Annotated in this window: 18 protein-coding genes; all 18 read left to right on the top strand. The window is 49.4% G+C overall.

The window, feature by feature from the left end; all coding sequences use genetic code 11:
* Positions 1–44 precede the first annotated feature (44 nt).
* The 18 genes from G5B42_RS05205 to G5B42_RS05290 all read left to right on the top strand — a co-directional run bounded on the left by G5B42_RS05205 (position 45) and on the right by G5B42_RS05290 (position 20751).
* Positions 45–1139 (top strand): cache domain-containing protein, encoded by a 1095-nt coding sequence (locus tag G5B42_RS05205; RefSeq protein WP_231133255.1) that lies wholly within the window; start codon positions 45–47, stop codon positions 1137–1139.
* Between the two features lie 115 nt (positions 1140–1254).
* Positions 1255–2295 carry a substrate-binding domain-containing protein gene (locus G5B42_RS05210; RefSeq protein WP_181339399.1) on the top strand — a complete coding sequence of 347 codons (1041 nt, stop codon included), beginning with the start codon at positions 1255–1257 and terminating at the stop codon, positions 2293–2295.
* The gene (locus G5B42_RS05215; RefSeq protein WP_231133256.1) at positions 2292–4085 is read left to right on the top strand and encodes a cache domain-containing sensor histidine kinase; all 1794 of its coding nucleotides are present in this window, start codon (positions 2292–2294) and stop codon (positions 4083–4085) included. Before G5B42_RS05210 ends, G5B42_RS05215 begins: the two co-directional genes overlap by 4 nt.
* Entirely contained in the window at positions 4075–4569 is a 495-nt protein-coding gene (locus G5B42_RS05220; protein WP_231133257.1) for a response regulator, read from the top strand. The genes G5B42_RS05215 and G5B42_RS05220 overlap by 11 nt, the downstream gene beginning before the upstream one ends.
* Entirely contained in the window at positions 4539–5693 is a 1155-nt protein-coding gene (locus G5B42_RS05225; protein ID WP_231133258.1) for a helix-turn-helix domain-containing protein, read from the top strand. The genes G5B42_RS05220 and G5B42_RS05225 overlap by 31 nt, the downstream gene beginning before the upstream one ends.
* Positions 5694–6033: 340 nt before the next feature.
* A complete protein-coding gene (locus tag G5B42_RS05230) occupies positions 6034–6453 on the top strand; it encodes a Uma2 family endonuclease (protein WP_231133259.1) in 420 nt (139 codons plus the stop codon).
* 166 nt (positions 6454–6619) lie between these two features.
* Positions 6620–7831, top strand: a complete 1212-nt coding sequence (locus G5B42_RS12255; protein WP_181339404.1) for a M48 family metallopeptidase — start codon at positions 6620–6622, stop codon at positions 7829–7831.
* Positions 7832–7875: 44 nt separating this feature from the next.
* Positions 7876–8292, top strand: a complete 417-nt coding sequence (locus tag G5B42_RS05240) for a DUF3842 family protein (protein ID WP_181339405.1) — start codon at positions 7876–7878, stop codon at positions 8290–8292.
* A gap of 225 nt (positions 8293–8517) precedes the next feature.
* Positions 8518–9195, top strand: coding sequence for a phosphoribosylaminoimidazolesuccinocarboxamide synthase (locus G5B42_RS05245; protein ID WP_181339406.1), 678 nt, complete (start codon positions 8518–8520; stop codon positions 9193–9195).
* A gap of 312 nt (positions 9196–9507) precedes the next feature.
* Entirely contained in the window at positions 9508–10338 is an 831-nt protein-coding gene (locus tag G5B42_RS05250) for an energy-coupling factor transporter ATPase (RefSeq protein ID WP_181339407.1), read from the top strand.
* Positions 10314–11174, top strand: coding sequence for an ATP-binding cassette domain-containing protein (locus tag G5B42_RS05255; RefSeq protein ID WP_181339408.1), 861 nt, complete (start codon positions 10314–10316; stop codon positions 11172–11174). Before G5B42_RS05250 ends, G5B42_RS05255 begins: the two co-directional genes overlap by 25 nt.
* Positions 11171–11965, top strand: coding sequence for an energy-coupling factor transporter transmembrane component T family protein (locus tag G5B42_RS05260; RefSeq protein ID WP_181339409.1), 795 nt, complete (start codon positions 11171–11173; stop codon positions 11963–11965). Before G5B42_RS05255 ends, G5B42_RS05260 begins: the two co-directional genes overlap by 4 nt.
* A gap of 50 nt (positions 11966–12015) precedes the next feature.
* Entirely contained in the window at positions 12016–12561 is a 546-nt protein-coding gene (locus tag G5B42_RS05265; protein WP_181339410.1) for an ECF transporter S component, read from the top strand.
* A 4-nt stretch (positions 12562–12565) separates the two neighbouring features.
* The gene (locus tag G5B42_RS05270; RefSeq protein ID WP_181339411.1) at positions 12566–13111 is read left to right on the top strand and encodes a hypothetical protein; all 546 of its coding nucleotides are present in this window, start codon (positions 12566–12568) and stop codon (positions 13109–13111) included.
* Positions 13112–13358: 247 nt separating this feature from the next.
* A complete protein-coding gene (locus tag G5B42_RS05275) occupies positions 13359–14831 on the top strand; it encodes a type I restriction-modification system subunit M (RefSeq protein WP_181339412.1) in 1473 nt (490 codons plus the stop codon).
* A complete protein-coding gene (locus tag G5B42_RS05280; RefSeq protein WP_181339413.1) occupies positions 14824–16002 on the top strand; it encodes a restriction endonuclease subunit S in 1179 nt (392 codons plus the stop codon). The genes G5B42_RS05275 and G5B42_RS05280 overlap by 8 nt, the downstream gene beginning before the upstream one ends.
* A gap of 12 nt (positions 16003–16014) precedes the next feature.
* A complete protein-coding gene (locus tag G5B42_RS05285; protein ID WP_181339414.1) occupies positions 16015–19416 on the top strand; it encodes a DEAD/DEAH box helicase family protein in 3402 nt (1133 codons plus the stop codon).
* 411 nt (positions 19417–19827) lie between these two features.
* Positions 19828–20751, top strand: a complete 924-nt coding sequence (locus G5B42_RS05290) for an AraC family transcriptional regulator (protein ID WP_181339415.1) — start codon at positions 19828–19830, stop codon at positions 20749–20751.
* Positions 20752–20847: the final 96 nt, after the last annotated feature.

Genomic DNA, 20847 nt, shown 5'->3' on the forward strand with positions numbered 1-20847 from the left:
ACTTCGGGGTGCGGATCAGAAACTAAACGATTTTATACAGGTGAATGGTGATGAATTGCGGCCGGATTAATCCAACCAAAGAGCAGGCTTCCCGAAAACAACCAATTTTACAGCGGATTTCGGTCCGGAAAATCCTGTTTTGCTTGTTGATTGTCCTGACGTTAACCCCGGTCTTGATTGTTGATCTAATCTCTCAGGGTAATTTTAAACGAGCGGTTACCGACAAAGTTACCCGCTATTCTTTGGCGGAACTGACGCAAGCAGTGAATAACATCCAAACGAAACTGGCCGCTTATGAAGCGATTTCTTTGCAATTGTTTGTCAATAATGATTTCCTCGCCGCGCTGGAGAAGTATTACGACCACGGGGATAAAGCGCGGGCGGCGGCGGAAACCGTAAAGGCTTGTTTCAATGAATATATGAAAAACAACGCCGATTTGTACGGTTTCATGTTTGTGAGCGCTTCCGACCGGGTTGAGCCGCTTGTCGTCACTAGAGATTGGCAACAAGACTTTCATGATCTCAGCCGGCAATTCAAAGAAACCCACGCTTACCGGAGTATTATGGAAGCGGACGGCGGGATTGTTTGGGCGGCCCCTTGGCAAGTGAACCGGAGCAATTATCTGCTTTTAGGTCGCCTTTTTAAAAGAATTTCCACCGGGGCAAGGCTGGGAATTATCGCGATCGTGATTGACGAAGAGAAGATTGATCACTTGGTGAATTTGGCGTTTTATCACGAATTCAATAATTCCTGGAACGGAATTGAGAAATATTCACTCCTCATTAACAGGAGGGGTGAAATCATCTCTTCACCGTTTAAAGAGGATATCGGCAAGAAAGCTACGCAACTGATTGACCAGATGTTGCCGACGGACGGAGCGAATGTGGCCGGGGATGAAACCGGTAAGGGGCAACAGGGAAGTTTCATTGCCACGTTCAACCAGGAGCAAAATTTCGTCACCTATAAAGCGGTGGGGAGGAATGGATGGTATTTGGTGAATTTGGTTTCGGCGTCCTTTTTATATAAAGAAAGACGGGTGGTTACGGTGATCACCCTGGTTTTGTGTTTATTCTTTGGCGCGCTTGCCCTTTGTTTGTCTTTATATTTAACAAAGCGGGTCGGTAAAGAACGAAGATAGATAAACACTTTTCGAAGTTGAAAAGCGTTTACTTACAGATGATTCAGTTTACTTGTCACATAATTCTTCAAATAATGGAGAAAAAAGGTATAATTAGGTTAAGGGGGTGAGCGGATTGAAAGGTGATCGAATCTTTTGTCTGTCCTTCCTTCTCCTTTGTCTGGTTTTAGCCATGCATTCTCCTGCTTTAAGTCCTGATTATGTGGTGGCGGCCGCCGAGAATACGCCTGTTTCCGGTTCTTTCTATCCGAAAAACAGGCCGATTACCATTGCCATTGTCCCGAAATCCCTCGATAATCCGGTCTTTGTCGATTCCATGGAAACATCGATGCAGACCGCGAAGGAATTGGGGGTCAATTTGGAGTGGGTGGGGCCGTTTAAGGTTGATCCGGATCTTCAGGTGAAAATCATCGAAGGGTTAATTTGGCGGAAAGTTGACGGGATCGCAATCAGTACCAGCGATCCGGAGAAAATAAGGAAAGTAATTGATAAGGCGGTTGCGGCCGGGATCAAAGTCGCGACGATCGATGCTGATTGTCCTGGCAGTAAACGCCTTTTTTATTGCGGCACCGATAATTATAAGGCCGGCTGGGCTTGCGGCGAGGCGATGGTGAAAATCGTCACCGAACGGGGGCTGGCGGACAAGCGGTTACGGACGGCGATCCTGACGGGCGGGATTGAGGCGCATAACTTAAACGAGCGGATCCGGGGCTTCAAGGAAGCGGTTGCCGGAAAACTGGATCTTGAGTATGTGGCCTTATTGGCTTGTGATGACGATACCACCACCGGGGCCAAGATGGTTGAAGCCTATATCAAAGAGCATCCGGAGACCGATTTGTTCTTTTTTGCCGGCGGCTGGGCGTTTTTCGGGCCGACAGAATCGATGCCTTTGTATCAGGAATGGTGTAATAACGGGGGAATCGCCGTCTCGATGGACACTTTTTATTCCGTCTTGCAAGCCGCGAAAAAAGGATTTGCCCAGGCCTTAGTGGGTCAAGACTTCCGGAAGATGGGGGTGCTGACCGTTAAATATCTGGTGGACGCGATTCAAGGGAAACCGGTGCCAATGGAATATATCGATACCGGCTTGGAATTGGCCGATGAATCCAATTTTGATCAATTGCTGAGTGAGAAAAAGCCATGGGAAATGAAATGACAGCTTTGAAATCAGTCTTTGCCGGCCTGCAAAACTGGCTGGTCAATACCTTCAAACTGCGTTCATTACGGACGAAGTTTATCTTGTCGTTTGTTGCTTTAAGCACGATCCCGATGGTGATCCTGGCCATTTTTTCCTATGGGGTTTATCATGATATCCTGCAACAAAACATTCAGTCGTACACCAGCGAGGTTATTGACCGGGTCGACCGTAACCTGGAGATTTACCTGAGCGATCTGGAACGGATTTTGGAACTGCGGAACGACTATTATAACCTGCAGTTTATTAAATTAAGCCTTGCGGGTGACGTTGAAGGCAACCGCAAGTTTACCTTCCGGCTTTGGGAAAATCTGAATAACATCCGGAATTATAAAACCGAATTAAGGGATGTCTCCATCACGACGATTGGCGGGGTAACGATTGGTTGTTACGGCGTGACCCATACCGATTTGTCGCAGAACAAATTGTTTCAGACCTTGGCGAACCGGACATCCAAGGAAAACAGCATCGCCATTTGGGGGCCGCACCCGGACTGGTTGGGAGGTCCCGTCTTTTCCGTCGGGAAGGCGATTCATGGTGACTATGATAATTTTTTGGGCATGATGAGCATCGATGTAGATGTGGAATTATTGGACCGGATTTGCGGGAATATCAGGCTTGGTAAGACCGGTTACATCATGTTGGTTGATGAAGACAACCGGATCATTTACCACCCGAATCCGGAGTTAATCGGGAAAATGATCGGTGCTTTGCTGGGAGAATCGTCGCTTACCGATTGGCAACAGGACTTTACGACCAAAATGGGACCGGGCAATCAACTGATCCGGGTTAAGACTTTTGCTCCGGCCAACTGGAAAATTATCGGTCTCTCCAACCGGTTCGAACTGGCGACGGAGATGCAAAAGATTACCGGGCTTGCGCTAACGATCATTGTCAGCACGATTCTGGTCTTGACCTTAATGGCGGTCTATTTTGCCCATTTGCTGACCAATCCCTTGAAAGAATTGCAGCAATCAATGAGACAGGCTTCGGAGGACTTAAATACGAACGCAGTGATCCACACCATGGATGAGATCGGCGAACTGAGCGAGACATTCAACCAGATGTTGGCCCGGATTCGCCAGTTGATGAATCAGAGTGTCCAGGAACAGGAGAAAATGCGCCGGACCGAAATGCGGGCGCTGCAAGAACAGATTAAACCGCATTTCATCTATAATACGCTCGATCTCATCATTGGCCTCTTGGAAACGAATAAAAATGAAGATGTGATCAACACAGTGGAGGCGCTGGGCGCCTTTTTCCGGACCAGTCTCAGCCATGGCCAGGAGTTAATCACCATCCGCGAAGAGGTCGAGCATGTCCGCAATTACCTCTATATTCAAAAGATCCGCCATGGTGACAAATATAACTATGTGATCGAAGTCCAGGAGCAATTATTGAATAAGAAAACCATCAAACTCATCCTCCAGCCGATTGTGGAAAACGCAATCTACCATGGGGTAAGGGAGTTGGAAACCGCGGGCGGCCTGATCACGATCAAAGGGTTTTTCATGGAAGATGCGAAGACGGTCTGCTTCCAAGTGATTGATAACGGGGTCGGTATGGACCCGGCAAAAATGGAGGATATTAACCGCTGCTTGCGGGAGAGCGGGACCGAACAACGGTATTTCGGGATTAGTAATGTCAATGAACGGATTAGACTGGCTTTTGGACCGGAGTACGGTGTAGAGTTGAGCGCGACCCCGGGCGGGGGAGTGACGGTGACGATCAAACTGCCGGTTGTTATGTAAAGGGGTGGAGAAGTTGTTCGGACTATTGCTGGTCGAGGATGAAGAAGCGATTCGCAAGAAACTAATGAACAACGTGGCGTGGGCCGATTACGGCTTTGCACCGGTTTTGGGAGCGGCCAACGGACTGGAGGCGCTCGCGCTCATCGAGAAGCATCCCGTGAAGATTATGGTGACTGATGTCCAGATGCCGAAGATGAACGGGATTGAACTGATTAAAGAGATCAAACGCCGCGGCTACCAGATGAAGATCATTGTGATCTCCGGCTTTGCCGAGTTTGAATATGCGCAGGAATCGATCAAACTAAACGTCTCCGATTATCTGCTTAAACCCTTCGCCAGTAAAAGACTGCTGGAAGTGGCCCTCCGTTTCAAGGAGGAGCTTGAAAAGGAAGAAGCGGAGCGGTCGGAGATGAATGACCTCCGGGACCAGTTAAAAAAAAAAATAAGACCGCTTTGGTTGAAAAACTCTTGTTGGATTTGCTGAACGGGAATGCGGTCGCCAATATTGACGCCCAGTTGGATTTTTTGGGGATCAGCGGGATTAATAACCGTGACTTTCAAGTGGCGGTGATTGAGCTTCCGGAGACCCATTTGGCGGAATTAAATGAAGAAGAAAAGTATCTCCTCAGCTTGCACCTTCACCAACAGGCCCAACGGTTGGCCAATGCCAACGCCTACCGCACTTTTGTCGTCAACCACCATCGTAACCAGGTCGTCTTAATCTTCATGGACCCGGATCACAATTTACCGCTGCGCCTGGAGGAGATTGTCTCCCAGGTACATTTGGCCTTAAAACTTCCGGTCGCCTGCGGATTGGGCCGTCAATACCGGGATCTGGCGGACCTGGCCGTTTCCTACCGGGAGGCATGTACCGCGTTGCAATATCGTTATTTATACGGAATGAATCAGGTTTTCTTTATTAACGATCTTAATCCGGATAATCAATCCTACCATAAAATCCTCAATGGGCTGCACCGCCACCCGATTTTCGACAATATAAAAATCGGAGCGGAATCAGCGATCGAAGAGGATTTGAACAGGATCATTGAGGAGGTCCGTCTGGCCAAACTAAATCCGGAATTATCAAAGATGGTGGCCAGCAATCTAATTCTGTTAACCCTTGCTACCCTAAATGAACTGGGGTATAACGCCGGGGAAATATTTGGTGCCAATGACACTACTCTGGTTGACTTGAATCAGATCGGAAGTTTGGAGGAGTTGAAGCAGCTTTTGCATTCTTTTTTTAACCGGATAAATAATCATATCCGGCAAAAACGCGCTTCCCTCAATCATCAACTGGTTGAGGAGATCCGGCGGTATCTGGATGAAAACTTCGCTGCGGATATTACCCTTTCCGCCATGGCCAATCGTTATAATATTAGTCCCAGCTACCTCAGTCTCTTATTTACGGAACGGACCGGGAAGAATTTCATCGATTATCTCACCGAACGCCGGATTAAGAAAGCCAAAGAGTTGCTGAAACATACCGATCTAAAAATTTATGAGATCTCCAATGCCGTCGGTTATAAGGATTCCTTTTATTTCAGCAATTGCTTTAAAAAGATGACGGGGATGTCTCCCAGCGAATACCGGGAGAATACTAAGTGATTAATTGGTTTAACTATACAACATCAGTTCGATCGCCCGGAGTAATCGGGCTTTTCTTTTATATTTAGTGGTGGAAATATTGTCGCCAACGAGCCGTCGGGGGGACCGGCAGAAAAAGATGGAAATTGATCGTGAGGTTTGGATGAAAGGGGATAGGCGTTTCACCAACGGGTGCCGCGCCAAGGATTCCCGGAAACTTGACAGAAAATATCTTAATATCGTAAGATTTAAAAGGCGTAAAGGAGGAAAAGGGATACATGGACGGTAGCGAGGACGGAGATAGTAACCGTCTACTGCCAAAACCGGTAACAATAAAAAGTTTTTGCGGCAAAAAACAGTAATGACAATGGCGAATAAATTTTCTTCCTGGTTTGAAGGTAAAAAATGCTTTCCCTTGGCCTTACCGCTCGACGTAACACTGTATAAAGAAGGCAAGCCTAACGTGGTTCAGCCTGACCTGCTGGTTATCTGCGACCAGGAAAATATCAAAGAAGATGATACTTATATGGGGACGCCCACTCTGGTGGTGGAGATTCTCTCGGAGAAGACAAGAAGCAGAGATCTCATTAAAAAGCTGGATTTATACATGCAGAGCGGGGTGGAAGAATACTGGATTGTCAATCCTTTTGCCGAGGAGATCACCGTTTATTGGTTTAAGGAAAGGGAGATCGAAAACTCCACGACCTTTAAAAAAGGGGAAAGAGCAGCCTCTTTCGTCTTCCCGGGTTTGGGGATCGATGTTAATGCGGTCTTTGGTTAACGAGCGCACTAAAAAGGGTGGTCCAGCCGGGAAGCCGACTACGTTTGGACATGGCAAGGGATTGGAGATTGGGAGCCGGCGTTGTTGCTAAGGTATACGTCGGATCTGTCGGGTAAACTAGGGCCTTGTATAAACCAACCAGCCGGGGATAAGGGGGGGGATTGGCGTGGCTAATTTTATTCGTTTTATCATCTTTGATTTGCCCGATGGTTTAAGGTTCTTGTTGATCCTGTTCTTGATTGTAATCAACTACGGTGCCGAGTTTTTGGTCAAACGGTCCGTATCAAAAGTTTACCTTAAAACCAACTCCCCGGAAGAAGCAGTGAATAAACTGCGCATCTACAACCAATACATCTTGGCCATCCTGCAGATCGTCACGATCGTCGCTTTGGAGTTTTTGGTCGCGAAGTATTTTACTCTTAATGGGAAAACCGGACGGATCCTTTTTATGACCCTTATTCCTTTTGTCTTTTTGATGGTCGTAAACATTGGGCAATTATTAATCATCAATAAAACTTACCAGCGGATTAGAGGAACAACCGAATCCTTGTTTAATCAGATTAGGGATCTGGCCTTAACTTTCTTGCTGATTTTGGTGCCGGCCGGGATCATCGGAACCATTATGTTTTTTGCGCGCGAAATCAAGGTCGAGAGTGAAGCTTTGGAGAATATTATCACCGCCGCCATTCCAATCACGATGATGTTTCTCTTCAATCTAATCCTCCCCTTTTTCTATCCGAAGTTATTAAAGGCGGTTGCTTTGGAAGATGCTGGATTAAGGGGGCTCCTTGACCAACTCTTTGTGAAAGCGGGAGTCAAGCGGGCGCAGTTCTATCAATGGCCCACCAAGGGAAAAAAGATCGCCAATGCGCTGGTGGTGGGCTTGGTAAACCCCAAGGTCTTGATCAGCGACTATTATCTGGAAAACGCCGAACCCGCTGAGATTGAAGCGATTATTGCCCATGAAGTTGGCCACCTTAAGCATAAGCATCTGCTCAAACGCCTGTTGTATCTTGTTGGCGGGATATGCGAGCTTATTTTCGTGGGAGCTCTGCTGGAGTGGTATGAAAATTACACCGGGAAAGAGATCAATGTATACTTAGGATTAGCCATTCTCCTGGGGCCATTTCTTTTCTATATCTCCCTCGGCCTCTTGAAATACTACCGACACCAAGAAAAAAAGGCGGATGAATTTGCGCTTGAAATTGGTGTTCAACCGGAAGTCATGATCACCGCCCTCCTTAAGCTGGCGCGATTGAACCATATGACGACTAAATTAAAGAAGTTGGACGAGAGGTTCCAGACCCATCCTTCGACGGCAAGGCGAATTGCGCAGATCGAAAAGATCAGCGGTTATAAGTATGAGTCTAAACACTGAGATGTCTTAAAATAATAATCCGGAGGTTGTAAAGGGAGACTGCCATGAAGATTTTAGTAATTGATGCCCAGGGTGGCGGGATTGGCAAGCAACTGGTGGCGGCGATCAAGCAAAGTATTCCCAATGCGGTGGTGACTGCGGTTGGCACCAACAGTACGGCCACTGCCGCCATGCTGAAAGCCGGAGCCGACTATGCGGCCACCGGAGAAAATGCCGTGGTGGTCGGCTGCCGTAACGCCGATATTATTGTCGGCCCGATTGGGATGGTGATCGCGGACGCCCTTTTCGGCGAGATTACGCCGCGGATGGCGCGGGCCGTGGGACAAAGTGCGGCCAAAAGAATCATGGTTCCCATTAGTCATTGCGATAACATCGTCGTCGGCGTGGCCGATTTGTCCATATCCGCCATGATCCAAGCGGTGGTCAAAACGATCCAGGGCCTCGCCGGCAACCAGGGGTAAACAGCACTGCACAGTACCTTATTCAGATTTGAACTTTGTGCTGCCCAACCGAGTAAGAAGTATTATTAGTATTATTCGATTCTGTACTTGATTATTGTAAAAGAAAATTGCCAGGTGATATATTAGTGGTCAGAGATAACTGTCCGCCTGGATTACGGGTTTTATGGCCAAGGGCGAACAGGGATACAATAACAAATGACAAAATAAAACCGGGAGGAGTATTAAATGCAATTAATAAAAAAAGGCAAAACAAAGGATGTTTACGCTTTGGAAGATGGGAACATCCTGCTCAAATTTAAAGATGATGCCACGGTTGGCGAGGACGGGCGGCTCGACCCGGGCGGAAACAAGGTCGGAGCGACGATCCAGGGATTGGGACTGTCCTCTTTGCGGATCAGCAAATATTATTTCGAAAAAATCAATGCGGCCGGGATCTTAACCCATTACATCGACAGTGACTTGGAGGCAGGAACAATGACGGTTAGACCGGCTACCATTTTTGGTAAAGGGGTCGAGATTATCTGCCGGCTCAAGGCCACCGGCAGCTTCATCCGGCGTTATGGCGATTACTGCACAGAAGGACAGGACTTGGATTTTTACGTTGAAGTCAGCCTTAAAGACGACGAGCGTGGCGATCCGATGATCACTCCGGATGCCCTTGCTATGTTAGGGATTATGAGCCGGTCTGAATACGAGGAAGTACGGACGCTGACCAAGCAGATCACGAGGATCATTCGTGATGATTTAAAAGCCAAAGGATTGACGCTGTATGATATAAAACTGGAATTCGGCCGGATCGACGGTAAAGTGGCCCTGATCGACGAAATCTCCTCCGGATGTATGCGCGTCTACAAAGATGATCAATGGCTGCATACCGTGGAATTGGAAAAATACTTTTCATAGGGCTATTTAACGGCAATGAGCGTAACCGTGACTTTAAATCCTCATCGTCACCCTTGCTTTTCCCGCGGCCATCCCGTATAATATGGTTTGATCCATTCCACGAAGGAATGTTTGCTTTCTGAAGAAAGCCTGCGTTACTTATATTATTTGATCACCGGCCAATATAGCCTGATATATTTGAATACAGCCGGCTAATCTAAACTATATAACTATAAAAAACCAATATCCATGCGAACTGATTACCGCGAAGGTGATTTGACTTCCTGACGGAAGTATTGCCTTCGCGGTTTTGTTTGGTCTGGGGGGAAACCTGTGCTGGTTGAGGGGGAAAATATTTGCTACAAATACGACGGTGGCGGTTTCTTTGCCCTCCAAGATGTGGACCTGCGCATCAAACAGGGTGAGTTTGTCGCCATTCTTGGCGGGAACGGTTCCGGCAAATCAACACTGGTCAGACACCTCAATGCCCTGCTTAAACTGCAACAGGGGGAACTAAAGGTGGCGCAGATTGATCTCCGGAATGAGGAGGAGATCTGGCGCCTGCGCCGCCTCTGCGGGATGGTGTTTCAAAATCCCGACCACCAGTTTGTCTCTTCGGTGGTGGAGGAGGACATCGCCTTCGGCCTTGAAAACTACGAAGTCCCCCGCGCCGAAATTCCGGCGCGGGTGCAAGCGGCCCTGGCGATGGTCGAGATGACCGGTTACGAGAAGCGGGCGCCGCATACGCTGTCCGGCGGGCAAAAACAGCGCGTTGCTTTGGCCGGTGTGTTGGCGTTGGAACCCGAGATTATCATCTTTGATGAGGCCACCGCCATGCTGGACCCCCGCGGCAGGCAGGAAGTGGTGGCGATCATGCATAAGCTGCGCCAAGCCGGCAAGACGATCATCGCCATCACCCATTATGTGGAGGAAGCGGTAGCCGCCGACCAAATCATTTTAATGCATCAAGGCCGGATTTTGGCCTGCGGCCGACCGCAATCGATCCTGACCAATCGCGACCTGATGCGGGCGGCGGAGCTCATCCCGCCCCTGCCGGTGCGCCTCTATTATGACCTGCAACAGGCGGGTGTCTATTTAAACCGCTGCCCACTGACGGAGGAGGAACTGGTTGAAGCAATATGTCAATTAAAGTCGAAAACCTGAGCTTTTCTTATCGGCAGCCCACGGGGGAGGAAGTCGAAGCCCTGAAAGACGTCTCCTTTTCGATTGGGCCAGGCGACTTCGTCGGGATCATGGGGACCACCGGCAGTGGCAAAACCACTTTGGTCCAATTGCTGGCCGGACTACGCGCGCCCGCCGGCGGGCGGATCTATATCAACGGCGAGGAGATCACCGCCAAAGCTTACGACCGGAACCGTTTAAGGCAAACGGTGGGCGTGGTGTTTCAAGAACCGGAATACCAGCTTTTTGCCGCGACGGTGGAAAAAGACGTCGCCTTCGGGTTGAAGTACAGCGGTTTGACCCACCAGGAAGTAACCGCCCGTGTCCGGTGGGCCTTGGAAACCATGGGCTTTGACTTTGAAAAAGTCCGCCATCAATCGCCGCTGGCCCTTTCCGGCGGGGAAAAACGGCGGGTCGCAATTGCCGGTGTGCTTGTCACCAAACCACGGATTCTAATCCTGGACGAGCCCATTGCCGGACTTGACCCCTCCGGCCGGGATAACTTTTTACGGTTACTGACGCAAATGAACCAAACCGGAACGACCATTCTTGTGGTTTCCCACAACATGGAGGCCCTGGCCGAGTATACCCGGCATCTGCTGGTGCTGGAGCGGGGCCGCCTGCTTGACTCCGGACCGACCAGAGAGGTTTTCATCCGCCTGCAGCAAAGGAAGAACGGTTTTCTTGGTCAAACGACTGCGCAAAGAATTGCCACCCGGCTTGCCGAACGTAACCTGGCCCTTCCCGCTACGGTCGTCACCTACGCCGATTTACTCGCCGTCCTCAAGCAAGAACTAAGCGGAGGTGGTCAGGAATGAGGACCCTGCCGGCCGGCCAGTATTTGCCCGGCCATTCCTTCCTGCACCGGCTCGATGCCAGAGCAAAAATGCTCTGTCTTTTCTTCCTGATCGCCGCCGTCATCGGCGCTTCGTCGCTTTGGGGTTACGCCCTGGTGGTGGCGGTGATTGCTATCCTCATCCTGTTTTCCGGGCTCCCGCTGCGCTACGCCGTGGCCCCGGCCCGGAGCATGTACCTGTTCTTGCTGGTGATATGGCTGATGAATGCCTTCTTCTTCGACGGGGAGGATGCCCTGGTCTCCTGGGGGATTTTCCAGCTCTCCCGCGGCGGGATGGGGCAAGGCTTCCGCGTGGTGAGCAATGTGGTCCTCGTACTGATCCTGGGTAATCTGCTGACCATGACAACTTTGCCCACCCAGGTCACCACGGCGCTGGCGAGCCTGATTAAGCCGCTGGCGCTCGTCGGTGTCCCCACCGAAGAGGTGGCCATGATCATCAGTGTGGCCTTTCAATTTATCCCCACTTTGCTGGAGGAATCGGAGTTAATCAAGATGGCCCAGATCGCCAGGGGCGCCCGGTTTGAAAGTAAGAAGCTGTCGGAACGGGCGGCGAGTTTTCTTCCCCTGGTCGTGCCGATTTTTATTTCCGCATTCCGCCGGGCCGAGGAGTTGGCCCTGGCGATGGAGGCGCGCGGCTACCGCAATGCCAAGAACCGTACCCAGCGGCAGAAAGAACCCCTGGTCCTGGCCGATTACGGTGCCCTGGTGGTGTGTGCCTTAATTTGCCTTGTCCAATTTTTGTTGCGATGGTAATAAGGCCTTGCGCCTTAATATATAGTAATTAATTGGGAGGTAAAAAACCGATGTCCAAGATGTCTTCTGTAAAATGCTCAATTATTACCGCCGTCTCGATCGGTCTGTGTGTTGTCTTGCCGATGGCGTTCCACGCCATTCCGAATGCGGGCAGTATTTTCTCGCCAATGCACATTCCTGTCCTGTTGTGTGGATTAATCTGTGGTTGGGCCTACGGGCTGCTTTGCGGATTGGCCGGACCCCTGCTATCTGCTTTGCTCACGGGCATGCCGCCCATGGCCTATTTGCCGTCGATGATGGTTGAACTTGCCGCCTACGGCCTGGTTTGCGGACTTATGATTAACCTGGTACGTACGAAAAAGCTTTACGCCGATCTCTACAGCAGTTTGGTGGTGGCGCTCCTGGCCGGGCGGATTGTGGCCGGGGTCGCCCGGGCGCTGATTTTCGCCCCCGGCCGCTACTCGTTTGCCGCCTGGGTTACCAGCTATTTTGTCACCAGTTGGCCCGCCTTGGTTATCCAGCTGACGCTCATCCCGGCCCTGGTTGTTGCCCTGATGAAAGCGAAGCTGATCCCGGAACGGTACCCGGCGGAGTAAAAGCATGCGGGAAGCAACGTTTGCCAGCTACCTAAGAAACCAGGCTTTGCTGCATCCGAGCATGACCGCGCAGGATGGCGTCAAGTTATGCTTTCAAGCGGCTTTTGGGGCCGAACATCTTTTGACGGACCTGGAGCAAGCCCGCGCCAATCTGTTGGCCGAGCTTGAACAGACCATGCCGCGGAGGATTAAAGTGTTCGAACCCATCTCCACCGAATACAGCCGTTGTAACCTGGCCGCATGGAAGTACTGGCAGTTGCCACCGGAATGGCTATTTCAAATCTTTCAGCGCTCCGCCGCGGAAAAAAGGGAGGATGCCGAACCCATTTTTATGGAGTATCTGCAGATTGTTACGGCATGTGCCGAACAGAGGATTCTTCCTTTTAGCAGTGTCGAATGGCGGAGATATGTGGACAGCTATCTGGCCGGCGGGGTCCGTCCCGTTCACCACAGTGAACCATACCGGCGCAGGGAACAACCGGCCTACCGGATTGTCAAAAGAGAGTATGAGCAGGTGTTGCCGGTCTTAAAAACCCAGATTAAACTCTAAGACGATTGCTCATTTCGCCGCGTTTGCGGTACCACACCGCTGACGGTACCTGACGGTACCGCTGAAAGGGCAGAAACCTCCTCACCAGAAGACAGAACTTGGGTGAGGAGGTTTTTTATTATTATCTGATGAAGCCGGAAAACTGGGCGAGGGCAGGAAAATCGCCAAAGAAAGGCGAATATTATTGAAATTAAAGTGCGTCTTTATCAACAAATAAAGATATTACATCTTAGAGGAGCTGGAACAGATGATTACCGGTGCGATTAAGAATAAGGTCGATAAAATATGGACCGACATCTGGGCGGGAGGAATCACTCAACCCCTGACTGTAATAGAGCAGTTGACCTACTTAATGTTTATCCGTGCTCTGGATGAAAAAGAGAACGAAAACGAAAGTCTGGAAGCCCTGGGGGTGGAAGTGCCGAAGATCTTCCCGCAGACCCCGGAAGGACAAGCCATGCGTTGGTCTAAGTTTAAAGATAAAGATGCGCGGGAGATTTTTGAACTCATTAGGGATAAGGTCTTTCCTTTCATTAAAACTCTGAACGGAGACGCTGAGTCCGCCTTCTCCCGGTACATGGAGGACGCGCTCTTCCTTTTGCCCACTCCGCAGGTGTTGCAGAAAGTCATTACCGGGCTGGATGAACTTTATGAGCATGATATCAAGGACAAGGATACGCTTGGGGATTTATACGAGTATATGCTCAGTAAACTGAATACAGCCGGTCAGAACGGGCAGTTCCGGACCCCGAAACATATCCGGGACATGATGGTGCGGCTGATAGAACCGACACCTGATGATCTGATCTGTGACCCGGCCTGCGGTACCGCCGGATTCCTGGTTTCGACCGCCGAGTATATCAGAGAAAAATATGAGAAAACCATGACGCCGGAGCAATGGGAGCGGTTTACCGGGGAAATGTTTACCGGATTTGACACTGACCGGACAATGCTGCGTTTGTCCGCTATGAATCTGATGCTGCATTCCGTAACAAATCCCCATATAAGCTATACCGATAGTGTTTCTAAACAGAATAACATTGAGGACAAGTTTACCCTTATCTTGGCGAATCCGCCTTTCACTGGGACGATCGATGCGGAGAGTATCCATGATAACTTGAAAAGAGTCTGCAACACCAAAAAGACGGAGTTGCTCTTTGTCGCCCTTTTCCTCCGGATGTTAAGAAGAGGCGGCCGGTGCGCCTGCATTGTCCCGGACGGGGTCTTATTCGGCACGTCTAAAGCACATAAAGCCTTGCGAAAGGAGTTGGTGGAGAACCAACACCTACGGGCGGTCATCTCCATGCCCAGCGGGGTGTTCAAACCGTACGCCGGTGTTTCTACTGCTGTCCTGGTCTTTACAAAAACTGATGCCGGAGGTACAGACAAAGTCTGGTTTTATGATATGAAATCCGACGGCTATTCCCTGGATGATAAACGGACCGACCTTGGCCATGAAGGGGATATTCCCGATATTATCGCCAGATTCCATAACCTCGAAGGAGAAGCAAATCGGAAACGCACAGAGCAAAGCTTTTTGGTGGACAAGGAAGAGATCAAAGAGAACGGGTACGACCTCTCCATCAACCGTTACAAAGAGATTGAATACGAGAAAGTGGAGTACGACAAACCGGAAGTCATCATGGCCCGCCTGGACCAACTGGCGTTGGATATTAGCGCCAAGATGGAAGAATTGAGGGAGTTGCTGAGAAATGGGTAAATGGCCAATGGTGAGAATAGGAGATGTGTGTGAATTTATTAGGAATGGTGCAAGTATAAAACAAGATAATAGTAAAAAAGGTTTTCCTATTACACGTATTGAGACTATATCAAATGGAGTATTTGATAGAAGTAAAATGGGTTATGCGGGTATTTATGATTTGGGTAAGTATGAGGATTATGTACTTAAAACAGGAGATATTTTGATGTCTCATATTAACAGCATAAGTCATTTAGGAAAGACTGCTTATTACGAGAATATCAATAATGAAACAATAATACATGGTATGAACTTGTTATGTCTACGCTTAAAAAAAGAACAGGTAAATTATAGGTACACGTTTTATTATTTAAATTCTCCATTTTTCAAGAGACAGATTCCAAGAATAACAAAAAAGTCAGTTAATCAGGCTAGTTTTACTGTAACTGCTTTAAAAGAATTACAATTTATTTTTCCTCCTTTAAACATCCAAAAATACATCGCCGACACCCTAGATAAAACCCAAGAAATAATCGACGGATATAAAAAACAGCTTGCAGAACTTGATAACTTGATTAAGGCAGTCTTTTATGAGATGTTTGGGGACATTAGGCTTAATAAAAAAAAATGGGCAAGAACCAAGATTGGAGAGGTATGTCATGATAACATTAAAAAGCTAAGTGGCAATGAAAAAATCGAAATATCGTATGTAGATATATCAGCTATAAGCAATACAGAAAAGGAAATTATTAGCGTAAAAAATATCAATTCTAAAGATGCACCAAGTAGAGCAAAGCAAATTCTAGAGCTAAATGATATATTAGTATCTACTGTAAGACCAAATCTTAATGCAGTAGCCATAAACAACATTAATACCGGCAAAAAAGTAATTGGTTCAACAGGGTTTTGTGTTTTGAGATGCAAAAGCACCATAAACTACCGTTATCTTTTTGAAATTGTAAAATCCGATTATTTTATCGATAAACTAGTCAGTCTTGCACGAGGAGCAAGTTACCCTGCAGTAACTGATTACGATGTAAAAAATATTGATATACCAATCCCACCCCTCGATCTCCAAAACAAATTTGCCGAGATCGTCGCCAAGATCGAAGAACAAAAAGCCCTTGTCAAGCAAGCCATCACCGAGAGCGAGCACCTTTTCAAGAGCCTAATGAGCGAGTATTTTGATTAGGCAGGTGATCCCATGGCCGGCAATTTTGAGTTTCTGAAAAGCATACCCGCTTACCGCCTCTTTGCTACGGCTTGTATTGAGGCGGAGAAGGTATTGCCTGTTTCGCCGGCCATGTCTGCGGTTGGGAGCAGGAAGGCGTTTGAGCTGGCGGTGAAATGGGTCTATTCGGCTGATAACACCATGAAGATGCCGTACAGGAATCACCTGCAGGCGTTGGTTCACGAAGAAAGCTTCCGCTATGCGGTTGACCCGGCGACCTGGCCAAAGCTACAGTATATTATCAAAGTGGGGAACCTGGCGGTTCATACGGGGAGAGTTATCACCCGGAATGACGCTGTGCTTTCCCTGGCCATCTTGTTTGAGTTTATACAATGGATTGATTACTGTTATGGCGAGGACTATCAGGAACGGAGATTTGACGAAAGGCTGATCCCGGAAACCGTCGGTGATCTGGAAGCAGCCCGTGAGATTGAGGCGCGGTTAACAGCGGAATTCCAGCGTTTCAAAGAACAAACGGAACAACTCATTGATGAAAAGGATAAAGAGATCGCCAGACTCCTGGCGGAACTCCGGGAAAAGAGCGCGGAGCTTACAGCATATAAAGAAAAATACAAAGCGGAAAGGGTATTTACACCGGAGAACCTGTCGGAGTTTGCCACGCGGAAGAAGTACATTGATGTGGATCTGAAACTCATGGGCTGGCGTTTCTCCCAGACCGACCGGAGGGATTGCGTCGAGGAAGAGATGCGGGTGGTGGGGATGCCGCGGGAGTCCGGCTCCGGGGAAGGCTTTGTCGACTATGTGCTCTGGGGGAAAGACGGGCTGCCGCTGGCGATCATCGAGGCCAAACGGACCTTTAAGGATGCCCGGGATGGGACCCACCAGGCCAAGCTATACGCCGATTGTCTTGAGAAGATGACCGGGCGCCGGCCGATCATTTTCAACACCAACGGTTATGACTATTTTCTCTGGGACGACCGGACCGGGCCGCAGCGCCGGGTGAGCGGTGTTTTTTCCCGGGACGACCTGCAACGGCTGATTAACCGGCGGACCTCCCGGCAGAAGCTGAGCACCATCCCGATTGACGACCGGATCACCGACCGCTATTACCAAAAACAGGCGGTGCGGGCGGTCTGCGACCATTTTGAAAAGGGCCACCGGAAGGCGCTTTTGGTGATGGCGACGGGCACCGGGAAAACCAGGACCGCGGTGAGCCTGACCGATGTCCTCTCCCGGGGCGGCTATGTGACGAACACCCTCTTCCTGGCCGACAGGACTGCCCTGGTCCACCAGGCGAAGGATGTCTTCAAGAACCTCCTGCCCGATATGTCCCTCTGTAACCTTTTATCCAACAAAGACGACCGCAATGCCCGGGTGGTCTTTTCCACCTACCCCACCATGCTGAATACCATCAACAACATGCGGAATGAGGATGGCGGTTGCATCTTTAGTCCCGCCCATTTTGACTTGATCATCGTGGACGAGAGTCACCGCAGCATCTTCCGGAAGTACAAGGCGATCTTCGACTATTTCGACGCCTACTTGGTGGGATTAACCGCCACGCCCCGGGAGGATGTGCACAAGAGTACTTATGAGTTTTTTGAGGCGGAGAAGGGTGTGCCGACCTTTGCCTATGATTATGAGACCGCCATTAAGGACGAGGTCCTGGTCCCCTACTACAATATTGAGGTCAAGACGAAATTCCTGACCCACGGGATTTCTTATGACGAACTTTCGCCGGAAGATAAGGAAAGATACGAGGAGGATTTCACCGACGAGGACGGGGAGATGCCCGAGGAGATTCTCCCGTCGGAGCTCAATGAGTTCATCTTCAACCAGGATACCGTGGATCGCGTGATCAACGACTTGATGACCAACGGCTTGCGGGACAGCAGCGGCAACCGGGTGGGGAAGACGATTATCTTTGCGCAGAACAAGAACCATGCCCAGTTTATTGTCGACCGGTTCAACGCCCTCTACCCGGAGTACAAAGGGACCTTCTGCCGCCGGGTGGTCTGCGACGACGATTATGTGCTGGACTTGATTCTGCAGTTTAAGGACCCGGAGAAGGAACCGTATATCGCCGTCTCCGTTGATATGCTCGATACCGGGATCGATGTCCCGGAAATCGTCAACCTGGTCTTCTTCAAACGGGTCCGTTCGAAGATTAAGTTCTGGCAGATGATCGGACGGGGGACCAGAACTTGTAAGAACCTTTTCGGTCCAGGCCGGCACAAAGAATATTTCTATATCTTTGATTACCTGGGCAATTTTGAGTTTTTCCGCGAGCATCAGCAGGGGAGAGAAGCGGCGGTGACCCGCTCGACCACGGCCGAGGTTTTTATCAAGCGTGTCCGCCTCATTTTCCACCTGCAGGATACGGCCTACAAGGACGAAGAATATCAGGTTTGGCGCAACGGGCTTGTCGCTGAAGTAAGCAGGCAGATTGCCGGGTTGTCACCGGAACGCATTGACGTGCGGATGAAGCGGCAATATGTCGAGAAGTATAGGCGGGAAGCGGCTTTTGCCAACCTTTCCGAGCAGGATAAAAGTGAACTCATCGATAACCTGGCCGACCTGGTGACGACCATCGATAGCGACGACCGGGCGCTGGAGTTTGACAATATAATGTACGGTTTGATGCTGGCGCAGTTGGAAGGGAAGGGTATTTTCAAAAGGCTAAAGCAGAATGTGATGGACCGTGCTTCCCTTTTGCTCAAGAACGGTAATCTGCCGCAGGTCAAAGCAAAAATAACTCTTCTCCGGGAAGTAACCACAGAGGAGTTTTGGGCGGAGGCCGATCTTTTATGGCTGGAAAAGATCCGGGTGGAACTCCGGGACCTGATGAAGCTTATTGGCGGGGAGCCGCCGGTCCTGATCTACACTAACCTCCACGATGAAGAGCTTGAGCGGTTGGTTGGTAAAGATTACCGGATTGACTATAACCTCCACGAGTACAGACGAAAAGTCAACAAGTATATTGAAGAGAATAAGGATAACATCGCTATCTATAAACTGAGGAACAACATTCCCTTGACTGAAACCGACTATAAGATGCTGGAGCGGATTTTCACCGGGGAACTGGGGACAAGAGAGGATTACGAGCGGAGTTTCAGGGATACCCCCTTCGGGCTCCTGGTGCGGAGGATCGCGAAGATGGAGCGGGAAGCCGCCTATAAAGCCTTCTCCTCCTTCATCAACGAGCAGAACCTTAATTCCGACCAGATTGCCTTTGTCGAAAAAGTCATCGATTACATTGTCCAAAACGGCTATATGGAGAGCCCGGCCGAACTGACCAAACCGCCCTTTGACAAACCGCGGAGTTTTGTCCATCTCTTCGACCACAGGTTGCGGGAGGAGTTTGTCCGGATCATCAATGAACTGAAAGAGAATGCCACGAAGATTATCAGCTAGCGGTGGTAAAATGAAGCTAAAAAGAACCCAAATTTGTAGCATGTTTTAAATTATTAACGGAATTAATGCGGAGAATTAAAAAGGAGCGCTGTTTCTAACACAGGAAGGCGCTCCTTTGATTTGCGACGAGCCGTGAATGGAGCGTAATTATAAACTGGGCTCAGATCCCAAGTAACCTCTTGAGTGACAAAGGTATGACCAGCAGTAATTTTTTCACTAATCCCGCCTTATCTCCAGGTAATACCCGGTGCTATAGCCATAGCAGGAGGACTTCTAGAGAAAAGCAAATGTTATTGAAATTATGCGCTTCGTTACCCAAAAGATAAAGAATTGCCGGGTGCTTTAGAGGAGAGCAAAAGCGGTCAAGCAAACTCGCTTCGGTAATGGTATACTGTACCAGGAGGTGAGGTCATGGAAAGCCGGGATAAGGTGTTGGCGGTCCAACGGATGCAGGATTTTATCGAAGAACATATCAATGAACCGATTACCCTGAAAATGCTGGCGGAGGTCGCCCGGTATTCGCCATGGCATGCCGGGCGTATTTTTAAAGAGCTGACCGGTAAAACACCTTTTGCTTACATCCGGGCAAGGCGCTTAACCCAGGCCGCTCTTCAGCTGCAAGCGAGCGAGAAACCGAAGATTATCGATGTGGCTTTCGATTTTGTCTTTGGCTCTCATGAAGGGTTTACGCGGGCGTTTTCCCGGGAATTTGGCGTATCGCCGCGGCGGTTTGCCCGGGAAAAGGGTAATCCCGGGATTAAGCTGTTTATGCCGGACCGGTTCCGTGATTATTACCTCAAATTACAAGGAGGAGCGGAGGAAATGCCAAACAACGCTAATATTAATACCGTCTTTGTGCAGGTAGTTGATCGCCCGGCCCGCAAGGTGATTTTAAAGCGGGGGGTGAAAGCGACTCATTACTTTGAATACTGCGAAGAAGTTGGTTGTGAGGTTTGGGAGGTCCTTACCGGGATCAAAGAAGCCTTGTATGAGCCGATCGGGATGTGGCTGCCGGAGAAATTCCGTCGGCCGGGGACCTCGGAGTATGTGCAAGGAGTGGAAGTCCCGGTCGATTATAACGGGGATATCCCGGCCGGATTTGAGATCATGGAGTTGCCGCCTTGTAAGATGATGGTGTTTCAGGGACCGCCCTATACCGATGAAGACTATGAAAAGGCGATTGATGATTTGCGGGCGGCGATGAAAAGCTACAACCCGGAACTTTACGGTTTTTACTGGGCTGACGAAGACGGACCCAGGTTTCAAATGGCGCCCATGGGGTACCGGGGATATATTGAAGCCAGACCGGTCAGGCAGTTGAATATAAAAGAGTAAGGGTAGCCCAGATTCATTAATAAAAACATCCGCTAATCCAAAGGCCGTTTCCGTTTCACGGGGACGGCTTTTTTGCTTTAATTTCTACTTGACAAT

The organism is Capillibacterium thermochitinicola (genome assembly GCF_013664685.1).
GTDB lineage: Bacteria > Bacillota > UBA4882 > UBA10575 > UBA10575 > Capillibacterium > Capillibacterium thermochitinicola.

Excerpts from the sequence above, each read along its gene's own strand:
- G5B42_RS05285 (WP_181339414.1), top strand. The coding sequence starts at position 16,015 with ATGGCCGGCAATTTTGAGTTTCTGAAAAGCATACCCGCTTACCGCCTC.
- G5B42_RS05205 (WP_231133255.1), top strand. The coding sequence starts at position 45 with ATGGTGATGAATTGCGGCCGGATTAATCCAACCAAAGAGCAGGCTTCC.
- G5B42_RS05265 (WP_181339410.1), top strand. The coding sequence starts at position 12,016 with ATGTCCAAGATGTCTTCTGTAAAATGCTCAATTATTACCGCCGTCTCG.
- G5B42_RS05290 (WP_181339415.1), top strand. The coding sequence starts at position 19,828 with ATGGAAAGCCGGGATAAGGTGTTGGCGGTCCAACGGATGCAGGATTTT.
- G5B42_RS05270 (WP_181339411.1), top strand. The coding sequence starts at position 12,566 with ATGCGGGAAGCAACGTTTGCCAGCTACCTAAGAAACCAGGCTTTGCTG.
- G5B42_RS05215 (WP_231133256.1), top strand. The coding sequence starts at position 2,292 with ATGACAGCTTTGAAATCAGTCTTTGCCGGCCTGCAAAACTGGCTGGTC.
- G5B42_RS05280 (WP_181339413.1), top strand. The coding sequence starts at position 14,824 with ATGGGTAAATGGCCAATGGTGAGAATAGGAGATGTGTGTGAATTTATT.
- G5B42_RS05230 (WP_231133259.1), top strand. The coding sequence starts at position 6,034 with ATGACAATGGCGAATAAATTTTCTTCCTGGTTTGAAGGTAAAAAATGC.
- G5B42_RS05245 (WP_181339406.1), top strand. The coding sequence starts at position 8,518 with ATGCAATTAATAAAAAAAGGCAAAACAAAGGATGTTTACGCTTTGGAA.
- G5B42_RS05255 (WP_181339408.1), top strand. The coding sequence starts at position 10,314 with ATGTCAATTAAAGTCGAAAACCTGAGCTTTTCTTATCGGCAGCCCACG.
- G5B42_RS05260 (WP_181339409.1), top strand. The coding sequence starts at position 11,171 with ATGAGGACCCTGCCGGCCGGCCAGTATTTGCCCGGCCATTCCTTCCTG.
- G5B42_RS05275 (WP_181339412.1), top strand. The coding sequence starts at position 13,359 with ATGATTACCGGTGCGATTAAGAATAAGGTCGATAAAATATGGACCGAC.
- G5B42_RS05240 (WP_181339405.1), top strand. The coding sequence starts at position 7,876 with ATGAAGATTTTAGTAATTGATGCCCAGGGTGGCGGGATTGGCAAGCAA.